Origin of the sequence: Noviherbaspirillum pedocola (assembly GCF_016632335.1) — a bacterium.
Classification (GTDB): Bacteria; Pseudomonadota; Gammaproteobacteria; order Burkholderiales; family Burkholderiaceae_D; genus Noviherbaspirillum_A; species Noviherbaspirillum_A pedocola.
Window position 1 is genome coordinate 137,725 of record NZ_JAEPBG010000009.1, and the last position, 14,345, is coordinate 152,069.

The 14,345-nt window shown below is 60.7% G+C and carries 12 protein-coding genes and 1 tRNA gene; 8 read left to right on the top strand and 5 right to left on the bottom strand.

Annotated features, from left to right (window positions below; genetic code table 11):
* The 4 genes from lolA (at nt 1) to JJB74_RS19980 (ending at nt 3,653) form a co-directional block, all read left to right on the top strand.
* Nucleotides 1-642 (top strand): outer membrane lipoprotein chaperone LolA, encoded by a 642-nt coding sequence (gene lolA / locus JJB74_RS19965; protein ID WP_200594788.1) that lies wholly within the window; start codon nt 1-3, stop codon nt 640-642.
* A 129-nt stretch (nt 643-771) separates the two neighbouring features.
* Entirely contained in the window at nt 772-2,076 is a 1,305-nt protein-coding gene (locus JJB74_RS19970; RefSeq protein ID WP_200594790.1) for a replication-associated recombination protein A, read from the top strand.
* Nucleotides 2,077-2,154: 78 nt separating this feature from the next.
* Entirely contained in the window at nt 2,155-3,450 is a 1,296-nt protein-coding gene (gene serS / locus JJB74_RS19975; RefSeq protein WP_200594791.1) for a serine--tRNA ligase, read from the top strand.
* A 112-nt stretch (nt 3,451-3,562) separates the two neighbouring features.
* A tRNA-Ser gene (locus tag JJB74_RS19980) sits at nt 3,563-3,653 on the top strand.
* Nucleotides 3,654-4,284: 631 nt separating this feature from the next.
* Here the strand turns inward: JJB74_RS19980 and JJB74_RS19985 are convergent.
* Nucleotides 4,285-5,817 carry a hypothetical protein gene (locus tag JJB74_RS19985; RefSeq protein ID WP_200594793.1) on the bottom strand — a complete coding sequence of 511 codons (1,533 nt, stop codon included), beginning with the start codon at nt 5,815-5,817 and terminating at the stop codon, nt 4,285-4,287.
* A gap of 218 nt (nt 5,818-6,035) precedes the next feature.
* Here JJB74_RS19985 and JJB74_RS34330 point away from each other — a divergent pair, with 218 nt between their 5' ends.
* Nucleotides 6,036-7,124 carry a sensor histidine kinase gene (locus JJB74_RS34330; protein WP_200594795.1) on the top strand — a complete coding sequence of 363 codons (1,089 nt, stop codon included), beginning with the start codon at nt 6,036-6,038 and terminating at the stop codon, nt 7,122-7,124.
* 41 nt (nt 7,125-7,165) lie between these two features.
* On the opposite strand, the gene JJB74_RS19995 is transcribed toward JJB74_RS34330, so the two are convergent.
* The 3 genes from JJB74_RS19995 to JJB74_RS20005 all read right to left on the bottom strand — a co-directional run bounded on the left by JJB74_RS19995 (nt 7,166) and on the right by JJB74_RS20005 (nt 10,219).
* Nucleotides 7,166-8,128 (bottom strand): glycosyltransferase family 2 protein, encoded by a 963-nt coding sequence (locus JJB74_RS19995; RefSeq protein WP_200594797.1) that lies wholly within the window; start codon nt 8,126-8,128, stop codon nt 7,166-7,168.
* Between the two features lie 766 nt (nt 8,129-8,894).
* A complete protein-coding gene (gene phbB / locus JJB74_RS20000) occupies nt 8,895-9,635 on the bottom strand; it encodes an acetoacetyl-CoA reductase (protein WP_200594799.1) in 741 nt (246 codons plus the stop codon).
* A gap of 149 nt (nt 9,636-9,784) precedes the next feature.
* Nucleotides 9,785-10,219 carry a PAS domain-containing protein gene (locus tag JJB74_RS20005; protein WP_200594801.1) on the bottom strand — a complete coding sequence of 145 codons (435 nt, stop codon included), beginning with the start codon at nt 10,217-10,219 and terminating at the stop codon, nt 9,785-9,787.
* A 296-nt stretch (nt 10,220-10,515) separates the two neighbouring features.
* On the opposite strand from JJB74_RS20005, the gene JJB74_RS20010 reads away from it, so the two are divergent.
* Together JJB74_RS20010 and JJB74_RS20015 are read left to right on the top strand one after the other, a co-directional pair.
* On the top strand, nt 10,516-11,622 hold the full coding sequence (locus tag JJB74_RS20010) for an AI-2E family transporter (protein WP_200594803.1): 1,107 nt from the start codon (nt 10,516-10,518) through the stop codon (nt 11,620-11,622).
* A gap of 250 nt (nt 11,623-11,872) precedes the next feature.
* Nucleotides 11,873-12,250: a hypothetical protein gene (locus tag JJB74_RS20015; RefSeq protein WP_200594805.1), complete on the top strand. Its 378-nt coding sequence runs from the start codon at nt 11,873-11,875 to the stop codon at nt 12,248-12,250.
* A gap of 10 nt (nt 12,251-12,260) precedes the next feature.
* On the opposite strand, the gene JJB74_RS20020 is transcribed toward JJB74_RS20015, so the two are convergent.
* On the bottom strand, nt 12,261-12,854 hold the full coding sequence (locus tag JJB74_RS20020; RefSeq protein WP_200594807.1) for a molybdopterin-dependent oxidoreductase: 594 nt from the start codon (nt 12,852-12,854) through the stop codon (nt 12,261-12,263).
* 141 nt (nt 12,855-12,995) lie between these two features.
* Here JJB74_RS20020 and JJB74_RS20025 point away from each other — a divergent pair, with 141 nt between their 5' ends.
* Complete coding sequence (locus tag JJB74_RS20025; protein WP_200594809.1) at nt 12,996-14,108, top strand: CaiB/BaiF CoA transferase family protein; 1,113 nt, start codon at nt 12,996-12,998, stop codon at nt 14,106-14,108.
* Nucleotides 14,109-14,345 lie beyond the last annotated feature (237 nt).

Here is a 14,345-nt window from a genome sequence, read left to right on the forward strand (position 1 = left end):
ATGAATACAGGCAGGAAAACCTTTGCGTCGATCGTGGCGCTCGTGGCCGCGGCATTGACGCTGCCGTCGCTGGCGCAGGCCACGGCACTGGATCAGTTCAAGTCCTTCGTCGCCGCGACCAAGAGCGCGCGCGGCGACTTCACGCAGCGGGTGACGAAGAACGATGGCGCGGCCAAGGCGGCCACTACCTCGTCGGGCACCTTCGAATTCGCCCGACCCGGGCGCTTCATCTGGACCTATCGCAAGCCCTACGAGCAGGTGCTGCAGGCCGATGGCGAAAGGCTCTACATCTACGATCGCGACCTCAACCAGGTCACCGTGCGCAAGCTGGGCAATGCGCTGGGATCGTCGCCGGCGGCGATCCTCTTCGGCAGCAATGATCTCGAAAAGAACTTCACGCTGAAGGAAGGCGGCGAGCATGACGGCATGGAATGGCTGCAGGTGACGCCGAAAGCCAAGGACACCAGCTTCGAGCAGGTCGGCATCGGCATGCGCGACGGCTTGCCGGGGGCGATGGAATTGCGTGACAGCTTCGGCCAGGTCACCATGCTGACCTTCACCCGTTTTGAGAAGAATCCGCAGCTGCCGCCCGGGCATTTCAAGTTCACGGCGCCCAAGGGCGCCGACGTGCTGGAGCAGTAACACATCAAGAATGACTGGTAGGGTGGGCGCAGCCCACGCGTCTCTCCGATCAAGCGCACTCAGCTTGATTGAGTCAAGACCGCGTGGGTTGCGCCCACCCTACGTCCATTTGCCTACAAGGAGCCATCCGTGCCCGACCTGTTTTCCACCGCGCCCGCTGCGCCGCTGGCCGAGGCGCTGCGTCCAGGCAGCCTCGACGAGGTGATCGGCCAGTCGCACCTGCTCGGCGAAGGCAAGCCGCTGCGCCTGGCTTTTCAGTCCGGCAAGCCGCATTCAATGATCCTGTGGGGACCGCCCGGCGTCGGCAAGACTACGCTGGCGCGCCTGACCGCCAAGGCCTTCGATTGCGAATTCATTGCGCTGTCCGCGGTGTTCTCGGGCGTGAAGGACATCCGCGCCGCGATGGAACAGGCCGAGCGCAACCTGACGCAGGGCAGGCCGACCATCCTGTTCGTCGATGAAATCCACCGCTTCAACAAGGCGCAGCAGGATGCGCTCCTGCCTTTCGTCGAATCCGGGCTCGTTACCTTTATCGGCGCAACCACCGAGAACCCGTCCTTCGAAGTGAACTCGGCGCTGCTGTCGCGCGCCCAAGTTTATGTGTTGCAGTCGCTGGCCGAAGACGACTTGCGCCAGTTGTTCGAGCGCGCGCAGCGCACCGCGCTGCAGGGCCTGGAATTCGACGATCTGGCCCGCGACACCTTGATCGGCTACGCCGACGGCGATGCGCGCCGCTTCCTGAATCTTCTTGAGCAATGCGCCACTGCTGCCGGCGCCGCGCATGTCACGCATATCGATGCCACCTTCATCGAGAACGCACTGACGCTGAATTCCCGCCGCTTCGACAAGGGCGGCGACAATTTCTACGACCAGATCTCGGCGCTGCACAAATCGGTGCGCGGCTCGCATCCGGATGCCGCGCTGTACTGGTTGTGTCGCATGCTCGACGGCGGCGCGGACCCGCGCTATCTGTCGCGCCGCATTGTGCGCATGGCCTGGGAAGATATCGGCCTGGCCGACCCGCGCGCGATACAGATTGCCAATGACGCCGCTTCGACCTATGAACGACTTGGCTCGCCCGAAGGCGAACTGGCCTTGGGCCAGGCGGTGATCTATCTCGCGGTCGCCGCCAAGAGCAACGCCGGCTACAACGCCTACAACGCCGCGCGCGCCTTCGTGAAGTCCGACAGGAGCCGCGAAGTGCCGGTGCATCTGCGCAATGCGCCGACCAAGCTGATGAAGGAACTGGGATACGGTCATGAATACCGCTATGCCCATGACGAGCCGGATGCCTATGCCGCCGGCGAAACCTATCTGCCGGAAGGCATGCGCGAGCCGAACTGGTATCAGCCCACGCCGCGCGGCCTGGAGGCGAAGATCGGCGACAAGCTGGCCTACCTGCGCAAGCTCGACAGGGACGCCGACAAGTCCTGATGCCTTGCGCGCCGTTGCGCCCCCGGCGAGCCAGCAGTCGCTTGCTACAATGGCGGTTTTCAAAAAACGCAAGCCGCCATGATCGACATCCAACTCCTACGCAAAGACATCGCCGCCGTTGCTGAACGCCTTGCGACGCGCAAGTTCAGCCTCGATGTCGACGCTTTCAACGCGCTCGAAGCCGAGCGCAAACGGATCCAGACGCAGACCGAGGAATTGCAGGGAAGGCGCAATAGCCTGTCCAAGCAGATCGGCATGCTGAAGGGCAAGGGTGAGGATGCCTCCGCGGTGATGGCGGAAGTGGCCGGCATAGGCGACGAGTTGAAGGCATCGGCCGCGCGCCTGGAGGAAGTGCAGGCGCAGATGGGGCGCTACATGCTGGCCGTGCCGAATCTGCCGCATCCTTCGGTGCCGGTCGGAACCGATGAGAAGGACAATGTCGAACTGCGCCGCGTCGGCACGCCGCCGTCATTCGATTTCGAAGTCCGTGACCATGTCGACATCGGTGAAAAGCTGGGCCTGGATTTCGACACCGCGGCCAAGCTGACCGGCTCGCGTTTTGCGGTGATGAAGGGCGGCATCGCGCGGCTGCATCGGGCCTTGGCGCAATTCATGCTCGACACCCATACCGGCGAGCATGGTTACACCGAATGCTATGTGCCTTACATCGTGAACGCCGACTCGCTGCGCGGCACCGGCCAGCTGCCGAAGTTCGAAGCCGACCTCTTCGCCGCGAAGAAGGGCGGCCAGGAAGGCGAGGGCGAAGCGCTGTACCTGATACCGACCTCGGAAGTGCCGCTGACGAACATGGTGCGCGACGAGATCGTGCCGCGCGAGGCGCTGCCGATGCGCCTCACCGCGCATACGCCATGCTTCCGCTCGGAAGCTGGCAGCTATGGTCGCGACACCCGTGGCATGATCCGCCAGCATCAGTTCGACAAGGTCGAGATGGTGCAGATCGTGCATCCCGAGCAATCGTATGAAGCGCTCGATGAAATGCTGGGCCATGCGGAGAACATCCTGAAGAAGCTGGGTCTGCCGTATCGCGTCATCACGCTGTGCACCGGCGACATGGGCTTTGGCGCGGCCAAGACTTACGACATCGAAGTCTGGCTGCCAGCGCAGAACACCTATCGCGAGATCTCGTCGATCTCGAACTGCGAAGCCTTCCAGGCGCGCCGCATGAGCGCGCGCTTCCGCAATGCGCAGGGCAAGCCGGAGCTGGTGCATACGCTCAACGGCTCTGGCCTCGCGGTCGGGCGCACCCTGGTTGCGCTGCTGGAGAACTATCAGCGCGCCGATGGCAGCATCGTGATTCCCGAGGCGCTGCGCCCGTACATGAACGGTCTGAGCGAGCTGGCACCTGCTCAATGAGCATGAGCGGTGAGCGCATGAGAAAGCCGCTCGGCGCTATTCCATGTTTCAGAAGTCGTCTGCTATAATTCGACGCCTTTGCAGCACGGCAGTGTTGCAGACGGTAAAACCAGGAAAGGTGGCAGAGTGGTCGAATGCGCTGGACTCGAAATCCAGTGTACGGTCATACCGTACCGTGGGTTCGAATCCCACCCTTTCCGCCATATTCAAAAAGGCTCCCATCGGGAGCCTTTTTACTTTCTGCGGAAAGGAGCGGGCCAACGGCTTGGCCCGCGCGTGGGATTCGAAGCTGCGCGCCTGCAGGCGCGCAGGCTGCCTGCGGGATGTAGGCGAATCCCACCCTTTCCGCCAGATTCGAAAGAAAAAGCCCAAGATATTCAGGGGGTTTTTTATTTTGCTGCGTCGTTTGTCCCAATTCTATCCATAGTTAAGAAGCTGATTCGGCGAGGTTGATGAAGCCATGCCCGCCGCTGAAGCCGCTACACGGAACGTCGGGTGCGAAATGTGCTGCTTAATCTGGTTGCGATAGTGAAGCCTACATTGCTGAGTAAATGACTAAGCGGCGCTGATCAAGGCAGTGCGGTGATGTCATAGGCAGGTCGCACTACGTCCTGTCAGCCTGCGCGCTGTCCTGAAACCGTTGGCGCAAGTTCCGGCGGGGCCGCAAGCGCAATCCCAAGTTGAGGCGATCGCAGGCTTACTTCATTTTTTGATGGAGCGACTTTAGGCCATTTCCGCATGTGTTCTATGGGCGAGAAGGCGACAGCGGCCAAGTGCGGCTGGTATCCTGCAAGCTGCACCCGCCGCGTCGGCGCTGGTTTCTGCCGCTGCTGTTTAGGGGGCGGGTGTAGTGGGGAGATTAGCCACAACGGGCGGGTTTAACTTGAAAACTGCATAGTCTCCGATGTGAGTGGCCGGCCGCAGTGTTTCGAGTGACCAGCCATGCTTTTTCAGCGACACGGCTGTGTTTCCCCAGAAAAATCCATCATCGAGGATCACAGCGTAGTCCGGGCGGAAACGCATTGCAATTTCGCGCACTGCCATATCGCGCTTGGCGCCATTGCTAGGCGCGGTCCATTTCGTGTGGAACGGAATGCTCTCCGGAGTTTTTAATCCGACCAGGTCAAAGAGTTGAAAGCTCGTCGCATAAGAAATATAGCCGGCATCGTGTACAAGAATCTTCGCTCCCTGCGGGATATTCGTATTTGACCAAGCGGCTACTTCTTTCAACTCCCGCTCAGTATGTACTTGATCGTTAACATAGGTGCCCCAAGCGCGCGGCAATGTAAGGACGAGAAGCGCCGCAGAAAAGACAATCAGATACCGAGCGAGCGGCCTTTGTTTGCTGCTGGCTAGCATCGAGAATATGCCAAGCGGTGTCAGTATTTGGATGTAGCGGAAATAGTTGTGATGTAACGCGCCTGGTAATTGAAGGTAATAGGCTGCCAAGAATATTGCGCAGAACGAAATCGCAACAACTCCCAGGGAGTTTTTCGGAAATACAACGAAGCCGAGATAAACCGCCGCTAATGTCATGACGTTAATCGAAAAAAACATCGTAGCGAATTTTGCTGCGGCCGGTAATCCGCTCTCTGCGAAAAACATTGCTTTTGCGGACATGGTCTCAGGGAAAAGATGACCTGTATTGAAGCGCGTCCACAAGAACCATGGAAACGCTATCAAAGCCGCTATGACAAAATCAAGAGCAATACTCCTCATGGCGCGGGAAGACTTGCTCCGCATCCACTCCTGTCTTCCCACAAGCAACATGGACAGCGCAGCAAGTTCCGGTCGGAGGAAGGGCAAGATGCCGCACAGTGCAGCTAGCTTCCATGATGGTTTTTCCGAAACCGCAAACACGATCGCCCAAGTTACCCCGGCCATTGCCAGACCAGTTTCCAGTCCGTTAAGCAATTGGTAAGGCGCATATCCGGAAAGCGCACCAAGGGCTACAGCTATTGTCGCAAGCGTCCTGCTGCCTCCAAGTTCAAAGGCCAGCCGAGCTAGCCCGAGCACATACAGCAGGGTTCCGGCCTCGGAAATCAGAAAGGAGGCCATTGTCGGCGGCGCAATAAGGCTTAATGCAGTGACGAGCGCCAAGTGTACCGAACTGGTTGCTCCTGCAAGAGCGGGAGCGCCGACATAGTTTCGATCAAAGCCTGAAACTAAAACGGAGGCGTTATGCAGTGTGATATAGGCGTCGTCCAACGGGAACAGAATCGGTCCCCGGGCAGTGAGCCATGTGCATGTTAAGAGGACGATGAGAAGCAGCCTGAGATAGTAGGCGTGGCGCTCATTGGTGTTGGTCTCCGCGAAAAGGATATTTGCGAGCCGCCTTTTATCCGACAGCACGGTCGATTGCTGCATGCCATTCCTCGTTATTATTTGCTCGGCACTACTGCATCTTGGACGGCATAGCGCCACATGTGACAACGGTTTGCAAACCTGCGAATTTCTTGCCGAGCCTAAAGGAAGCACCAGCTGCCGTCCATAGTATTTTGTGGGGCGAAAGTACTATGTTGAGGTTGGCGGCCGAGTACTGCTCGATCTTCTGAGTAAGCTCGCTGCCGCGGGAGCTGGTGGCGATGGCGCGCAACGCCGCCACCATCCGGCACATGGTGGAAAGGCAGGCCCGCATTCTCTATGACCTGATGGATCTGTCGCGCCTGCAAACCGACAAGCTCACGCTGTCGCAAACCCGGGTCAACCTGAGCGAGACGGTGTCGCATGTGATCAGCCTGATGGCGGCCGATGCGCGGGAAAAGGGCATCTCGGTGTTCCTGGAGGGGGCATCGAAGGAGTTGATCGTGCATGGCGATGTGGTCCGCCTGAAGCAGATCGCCTGGAACCTGCTGTCGAATCCGTTGAAGTTCACGCCGGCAGGCGGCAAAGCCTGGGTGCGGCTGGCGGAAGAAGGCGAGATGGCGCATATCGAAGTGGCCGACAGCGGCAAGGGCATCGCGTCCGAGCATCTGCCTGTGATCTTCAAGCTGTTCCGGCAGGGCGACACTGGCACCACACGCAAATATGGCGGCACGGGCATCGGGCTGGCGCTGGTGCGGGAATTAACACGCAGCCATGGCGGGCGGGTCGGGGCGACCTCCGAAGGCGAAGGTCGGGGCGCGCAGTTCCATGTCTGGCTGCCGCTGGCCGCGGGTCATCACGGCGCGACCGATATGATGCCGGAAGTGCAAACCTCGCTGGCGGGAAAACGCCGAAGCCTATGCGCTGATCATTTCCGACATCGGCATGCCGGGCATGGATGGCTACACCCTGCTGGCGGCATTGCGCGCTCATGCGGCTACGGCCTCGACGCCGGCGATCGCGCTTTCCGGCTTCACCCGGCCGCGCGATGTGCAGCAGGCGCTGGACGCCGGCTTCGAGACCCATGCGTGCAAGCCGATCGTGCTGGAGCAATTCCTGCGCATGGCAAGCCGCATTGCGAAATGACAGAGCGGCTGTCTTCTCCCGGTTTCGAATTTCCGGTGCGAATGAGCACGTGGTTGTCGCATGGATGGCGTTGCCCACCGGCATCGCACATCGCTTTTGATCCCGCGCAGGCGTCGAGCGGCGGCCGGCGTTGCGCGTGCCGATTCCTGTCCGATAATGAAGTCGTCACCTTGACGGGTGATATCTCTCGGAAGTGTTCCGGCCGCTACGATGTCGTTTTGTAGCGGCCGTTTTCTTGTCCGCTGCCAGCGCCGCCCAGCGCGTTTCAGCGCCCGTGCGCTACCTGACGTGGGAAGCCGCGGCAGATCGACAGCACATCTTTCAGCGTGCGCAATCCCGGTTGCCTGATCAGGCTCGGCAACACGCCGCGAATCGCGTCGGCGCGGCGTCCGGCGCGCAGATAGGCATAGGCCAGGCTCAGGCGGGTGTGCCGGCACTTCTCCACATAACCCTTGCGTATCGGCATCGGCGCATCGCGGATTTCGGGCGCGAGCGAGTCGAGGGCTTCGACGAACAATTCCATCGTGCGCACCGGATTTTTGCGCAGGGTGCTGTCCTCGTGGATCAGATAAGTCGCCAGCACCTGACGCACCGCGCCGGCCTTGCTGCTGGCCGCATACAGCCGGATGAAGAAATGCAGATCCTCGCCGATGCGGCAGTCAACCGGGAAACCGCCGACTTCGAGGAACTTCGCGCGCGGCACGGACAGCGTGCGAATCTCGCCAAAGCCGTCGGCGACCAGCGCTTCGAAATGCCGCGGCGTCATGCGCATGCGCGAGGCGTTCGGATTCTCGGCGATCAGCATGCGCCCGGCGCTCGATTCGGCCAGGAAGCGGTTCAGCAGGCGGCCATCCGGTGTGCGCGACTCCTGCTCGGCCAGAAGGAAGTCCAAGTCGGGTTCTTCGCGGATCCAGTCTGCATGCTGTTTCAGGCGGTCTGGCAGGAAGACATCGTCCGCATCCAGGAAAGCCAGCCAATCACCTTCGGCACTCGCAACGGCGCGGTTACGCGCGGCCGAAACGCCAGCGTTGTCCTGAAAGATCGCCCTGACATGCCCGGCATAGCGCTCGATGACGCTGCGGGAATCGTCGGTGGAGCCATCGTCGATCACGATGATTTCCTCGGCGGGATAGCTTTGCGCCAGCACGGAATCAATAGCCTGCGCCAGACTGGCCGCGTGATTGAAGTTCGGGATGATGACCGAGAAGCGGGGAAAGGAAGCTTTCATTGGCTGCGGAATGTGAAATAACGACATCCTCGGAAGGATACGTTCGGTAGTCGCCGCAGGCCTGATACAACCGTGGTGTCATCTCGAATGCCGCAAGCCTTCTGCGCTTGCGCAGTGGATGGGCAAAAAAAAGCCCGCTACGGGAGCGGGCGAATCCATCCTTGTTCAGGCTGGAGGAGACAGGGAAGGACTATACACTGTTTCCGCATGTAAATAAAATGCCGTTAGGAAATAATAGCCATCAGTGTTGCAGATATTGCCGGTCCTGTTAACCAGGACGCTCTGCCCACATGTCGCTGTCGTCCTTGCGCACGCAGGCAGAACGGCATCAGATCTCGTCGCTAATAAGGCCGGCAGGCAGTTCTTCGGTCTGCGCCGGCGGTGCTTGCCAAGTGTCTTCGGCGGGAATGGTATGGTCGGACATGTTGCCTCCTGAAAAAAGTGTACGCCCGTACTATATCGTTCTCTGATGCGATGCACCATTCATGTAAACCCTTAATCCATGTCGGATAAATCCCGCAAGTATCAAAAAGCATGCTGCGAACGCAAATAATGCATGTGCATCCGATGCATTAGGCAAGGACTTTGCATTGCTTATGGGAAATAATGTATTTCATTCCGCGAGGAAATTTTTTGCATCCATGCGGAAATATTCTTCACTGGACCAGGCTGAGCCACGGTGTGAACACAAGCGGAAGGAAATGCGGGGAGGGAAATCTCAATGCCGGCCGCGGCACCATCCACGGTGCCGGGACCGGCGCGGCGTTCAGAACATATGCTGACCGCCGTTGATGGCAATGTTGGCGCCGGTGAGGAAGGCGGCCTCGTCCGAGGCGAGATAGGCAACCAGACCGGCTACTTCCTCCGGCTTGCCCAGGCGTGCCATCGGAATCTGCGGAATGATCTTGGTGTCGAGCACTTCCTGCGGGATTGCCATCACCATTTTTGTCCCAATATAGCCCGGCGAAATGGTGTTCACCGTCACGCCACGCCGCGCCACCTCCAGCGCCAGCGCCTTGGTAAAGCCATGCATGCCGGCCTTGGCCGCCGAATAGTTGGTCTGCCCGAACGCGCCTTTCTGGCCATTGACCGAAGAGATATTGATGATGCGGCCCCAGCCGCGCTCGGTCATGCCATCGCACAGCGGCTTGGTCATGTTGAACACCGAGTCCAGGTTGGTGCGGATCACCGCATCCCAGGCGCTCTTGTCCATCTTCTTGAAGGTCGTGTCGCGCGTGATGCCGGCGTTGTTGACCAGGACATCGACCGGGCCGAGATCGGCTGTGATCTGCGCGATGCATGCCTGCGCTGAGTCGTAGTCGGCCACGTCGCACGGATAAGCGTGTATGCGGTGGCCGCGGCGTTCCATGTCGGCCAGCCATTCCTGGCTGCGGGTATTGCTCGGCGAATGGGTGGTCGCCACGTCGAAGCCCAGCGCCGCCATTCTGGCGCAGATCGCTTCGCCGAGTCCGCCCATGCCGCCGGTAACAAGTGCAATGCGTGCCATGATTTTTCCTTTCCTTAAAGGTCTTTTCGAAAATGGCGCTGTATCGCGCCTCCTGTCTGGCGCCCTGGTAAGGGCGTCCTCCTGCCGGGGGATGGCGGCAGGATCAAACATCAAGATCGCCGAAGCTGCGGTGACGCTTTTGGCCAGGCTCAAACGCGCTCAAGCTCCAGCAGGAACTGGATGTTGCGATCGGTCTTCACCACCCGCACCGAGCCGCGCACGGCGACCATGCCGCCATCGCGCGCGGCGATGCGCATCGGTAGCGGGCGGGTGGAATGGAAGCTGGCATAGGCGAGGTTGTAGCCCATGGTGCTGGCATGCAAGGGAAGCGAGGGCAGCAGGGCTTTCACCGGAATTCCGCAAACTTCATTGGGCAGCCGTTGCGCCAGTTCGGCAATGGCATTGCTGCAGCGCAGAATCGCGCCACGCATGTCGAGAAGAATGGTGCCCAGGATGGCTCTTGCGCCATGGGCTGCGCTGGTGCTCGCGCTCGCTACTGCACATATGACGGCGATGTCCTTGCCGCTGGCGCTGCTACCAGCCTCGGCGCTGCCATGCTCGGCCGCGCGTACTGCCTGTTTCATCAAACCCTGCTCCTGGAAATTCGGCGGCAATCGCAATGCGCTGCCATCGTTGTTGCTATAAATGCAACGACATTATCGATGTCGCAGCGGTCTGCGCATATCGGCGAAATGCCAGACTTGTGTCACGAATCGTTGATAAATTGTTATAGGATTTTTCCGAATCCGGCTTAGCTTGCGTATTTGCGTTCCGCAATTCCTTGAGCGAACGACACTCCTACCGCTCTTTGTGCGGCTATCATTCGTCCCATCTGCATGCAGTACGTGTAGCCGCTTTCGTTTTTCCTCAGGAACTCTCAATGCTCGGTCTTGATTTGCGTGTCGCAAGAATCGTCTGGACGGTTTTCGTCATCGCGTTGCTGTTATTCGTGATTTACTCCGTTCGGCAAACCGTGCTGGTCGTGACCTTTGCCATCTTCTTCAGCTACCTGGTCTATCCCTTGATCGAACTCGCGGAGCGCAGCCGCCCGGCACGGATTCCGCGCATGGTGTCGGTCGGCGCGGTGTTTGTGCTGGTGCTGCTGATCATCTCGATCGCCGGCAGCCTGTTCGGCGCGCAAATTGCCGAAGAAGCGAGCGGGCTGAGTCAGCAGTTGCCCAAGCAGCTGGATGTGCAAAAGATGGCGGCGCATGTTCCGCTGCCGGAGTTTCTGCAGCCGCAGCGCGCCCGGATGGTCGGCTTCATCAATGAGCAGATACATTCCGGCACTTCGCAGGCGGTACCGTTCGCGCAGAAGTTCGGCTTGGGCGTCATGCATGCGGCGACCAACCTGATCTACCTGGTGCTGATCCCGATACTGAGCTTTCTGCTGATCAAGGAAGCGCCTGCCTGGCGCCGAGCGCTGCTGGCCTGGCTCGGGCGGCGCAGCAGCCCGAAATGGGCCGGCATCATCAGCGATCTCGACACGCTCATGGCCGGTTATGTCCGCGCGCTTCTGATCCTGTCGCTGGCGACCTTCGTCGTCTACAGCATTGTGTTTTCCCTGCTCGGCGTGCCCTATGCGCTGTTGCTCGGCGTGAGCGCCGGTCTCCTGGAAGTCATTCCCTTCGCCGGTCCGCTGATCGCAGCGGGCGTAGTGCTGGTGGTGTCCGGATTCAGCGGTTTCGCGCACCTGCTGTGGCTGGTACTGTTCATCGCGGCGTATCGCATCTTCCAGGACTATGTGCTCAATCCCTACCTGATGAACAAGGGCCTGGAAGTCTCGCCGCTGCTGGTGATCATCGGCCTGCTGGCCGGCGATCAGCTCGGCGGGGTGGTCGGCATTTTCCTCGCGGTGCCGGTCATGGCGGCGATCAAGGTGATATTCACGCGTCTGAACGACACCCCGCCGGCACAGGTGGCTGCGGGCGACAGGGCGCTCGAGCGGAAAAACCAGGAATTGATGCGCAAAACGGGAGAGGGGTGAATGCTGTCCACGGGCATGCGAAAAATCACGTGTATCGGAACGGCGCCGACAGCAACATGCGCCATCGTCCTACCGCGCATGGCGACATTGTCCGACTGCGCGAGCTCATGCCTGCCCTTATGCTTTGAACTGTCTCCTCCACTCCCCCAAGGATGGATTCGGCCCGCCGGCAACGGCGGGCTTTTTTTCTTTGCGGACGAACCCTGTCACGCTGAAGCAGCCTAATCCATGTCATTCACAGTGCCGATCCATGGATACCCATAACGCTCCCTGTGCTTTCCGACTGCTGATGCAACTGCGCGCCTTCTGGCGTCTGGCCATGCCGTTCTGGCTGTTTCGCGACGCCCACGGCGGCAGTGCCGAACAACGCATCGCCAACTATCGCTTCAACCGTTCGCTGCGCAATGTCCTGCCTTTCTATCTCGCCAAATGGGTGGGCATGTCCTTTTGCCTGATGCAGATCATGCAACTGCTGTCGCGCCTCATGCTGCGTACCGAAGCCGGCGGCACCGAGCATTTGTGGGCCACGCTGGCGTGCATGAGCGCCGGCATCGGCTTTGCCTTTTCCTGCATCGTGATCCTGCTGCTGTCAGCGAGCTATCTGTACCTGAGCTGCGTGAAGCGCTAGCAATGCGGGTTCAGCCGGTCTGCACATTGATGTGGTACAGCGCCCAGGGGCACAGGCCGAAACGCTGTTCGAGCGGGCGCGACTTCATCTCCGGATCGCGGTCGGCATCGAAGATTGCCCACAACGGTCCCAGTCCGCCGAGCGGCATCGGCGCCTCGTCCAGATGCGTGGCGACGATGAAGCGCATGCGGCGCGCATCGGCGCCGTCCAGCGTCACGCCATAGCCATCGATGGCCCGCAGCAGCAGGCTGGTGCGCGCGCCGAGATCGGCGCCGGCGGCTTGCAGCACATCGGTCAGCAGCGGGCCCGTGAGTTGGTGCTGCTTGCCGTCGTATTCCAGTGTCGGCCGGATGGTGGTTTTGGGCAGGGCGGTCAGCTCGGCGAAATCGAAGGCATGTGCACGTTCGAAGGAAAGCTTCTGTTTTGCCATGAGCTGATCCAGCGCCGGATCGAGCGGGCCGCGATTGCCGTGCGTGATGTCGCCGGTCACGGTCAACAGGGTCGGACCGCGCCCGGCCGACGACTTGCTCCGCGGCGCGGCATGGGTGCGCGCGGAAAGGAGGGCAGTGGCGATACCGGTAGCGAGAAAGCGGCGTTTATTCATTCTTGTGCCTTGTGGAAAGTCGGATGCGGCAGAGCATACACCGCGATGCGGTTTGCTCGCGCGCGGCGAGCAATCGCGCCGTCTGGCTTAAGATGCCCGGGCTGCGATCTTCGCACCGAATAATCATTTAAAGGAGACATCATGGCAGGTCCCCTCTCCGGCTTGAAAGTTATCGAAATGGCTGGTCTCGGCCCGGCACCATTCTGCGCCATGCTGCTGGCCGACATGGGCGCCGAGGTGCTGCGCATCGAACGCCCGGGAAAGGCCGATGTGACCGGCGCTTCGGGGCCGCATGACGTGCTGGCGCGCAATCGGACGTCGTTGGCGCTGGACTTGAAGCAGCCGGCGGCGATCGAAGCGCTGCTTGGCGCGGTCGACCGCGCCGACGCCATCATCGAAGGCTTTCGTCCGGGTGTGATGGAACGCCTCGGTCTCGGACCGGAGCCCTGCCTGCAGCGCAATCCGCGCCTGGTGTACGGCCGCATGACCGGCTGGGGCCAGGACGGGCCGCTGGCCAAGGCGCCGGGCCATGACATCAACTACATCGCCATCAGCGGCGCGCTGCATGCGATCGGACGGCCAGGCGAGCCGCCGGTGGTGCCGTTGAATTACATCGGCGACTTTGGCGGCGGCGGCATGCTGCTTGCCTTCGGTCTGGTATGCGCCTTGCTCCAGGCAAAGGAGAGCGGACGAGGGCAGGTGGTCGATGCGGCGATGACCGACGGTGCGGCGCTGCTGTCGGCAATGATGTACGGCATGAAGGCTGCCGGCGCGCTATCGAACCAGCGTGGCGAGAACTGGCTCGACGGCGGCGCGCATTTCTACGGCACCTATGCCTGCGCCGACGGCAAATATGTGGCGATCGGCTCGCTGGAGCCGCAGTTCTATGCGCGCCTGCTGCAGCTGGTCGGCGTTGATGAAATCGAATTCGCCAGCCAGCATGATGCGCAATCCTGGCCACCGCTCAAGGCCAGGCTGGCCGAAGTCTTTCGCGGCAAGACACGCGATGAATGGTGCGCGCTGATGGAAGGCAGCGAGGCTTGCTTCGCGCCGGTGCTCGACTGGGACGAAGCGCCGCGCCATGCGCACAATGTCGCGCGTGGCACGTTCATCGACATCGCAGGTGTGACGCAGCCCGCGCCAGCGCCTCGCTTTTCGGCCACCCCTGCCGCCATGCCCGGGCCGGCGCGCTCAATTTCCACCGACCCGCTGCAATTCCTGGCCGCATGGAGCCACGGCAAAGCAGGCACATAAGCAGCCAATTTCCGTTTCCCCTGCCGCGCGCCACAGTGCTTGCGCGGCAGGAACTTCCTTCCTTTTCCCGTCACTCAGGCGCCGCGTATGGTCTTCGGACCTTCGCCTGCGGCTGTTCCTTTCACTTCCTGGCACAGCCGGTCTTTCCCCGCCCGACAGGGCATTGCCGCAAAGACCTCGCGTACACATGACCGGCCGGCATGGCTTCTGCTCAGCGCGTGGGACTTTCGTGCGGGT

Bases quoted from the DNA above. Each gene is read 5' to 3' on its own strand.
- lolA (WP_200594788.1), top strand. From the start codon at position 1: ATGAATACAGGCAGGAAAACCTTTGCGTCGATCGTGGCGCTCGTGGCC.
- serS (WP_200594791.1), top strand. From the start codon at position 2,155: ATGATCGACATCCAACTCCTACGCAAAGACATCGCCGCCGTTGCTGAA.
- JJB74_RS19985 (WP_200594793.1), bottom strand. From the start codon at position 5,817: ATGCAGCAATCGACCGTGCTGTCGGATAAAAGGCGGCTCGCAAATATC.
- JJB74_RS34330 (WP_200594795.1), top strand. From the start codon at position 6,036: ATGGCGCGCAACGCCGCCACCATCCGGCACATGGTGGAAAGGCAGGCC.
- JJB74_RS19995 (WP_200594797.1), bottom strand. From the start codon at position 8,128: ATGAAAGCTTCCTTTCCCCGCTTCTCGGTCATCATCCCGAACTTCAAT.
- phbB (WP_200594799.1), bottom strand. From the start codon at position 9,635: ATGGCACGCATTGCACTTGTTACCGGCGGCATGGGCGGACTCGGCGAA.
- JJB74_RS20005 (WP_200594801.1), bottom strand. From the start codon at position 10,219: ATGAAACAGGCAGTACGCGCGGCCGAGCATGGCAGCGCCGAGGCTGGT.
- JJB74_RS20010 (WP_200594803.1), top strand. From the start codon at position 10,516: ATGCTCGGTCTTGATTTGCGTGTCGCAAGAATCGTCTGGACGGTTTTC.
- JJB74_RS20015 (WP_200594805.1), top strand. From the start codon at position 11,873: ATGGATACCCATAACGCTCCCTGTGCTTTCCGACTGCTGATGCAACTG.
- JJB74_RS20020 (WP_200594807.1), bottom strand. From the start codon at position 12,854: ATGAATAAACGCCGCTTTCTCGCTACCGGTATCGCCACTGCCCTCCTT.
- JJB74_RS20025 (WP_200594809.1), top strand. From the start codon at position 12,996: ATGGCAGGTCCCCTCTCCGGCTTGAAAGTTATCGAAATGGCTGGTCTC.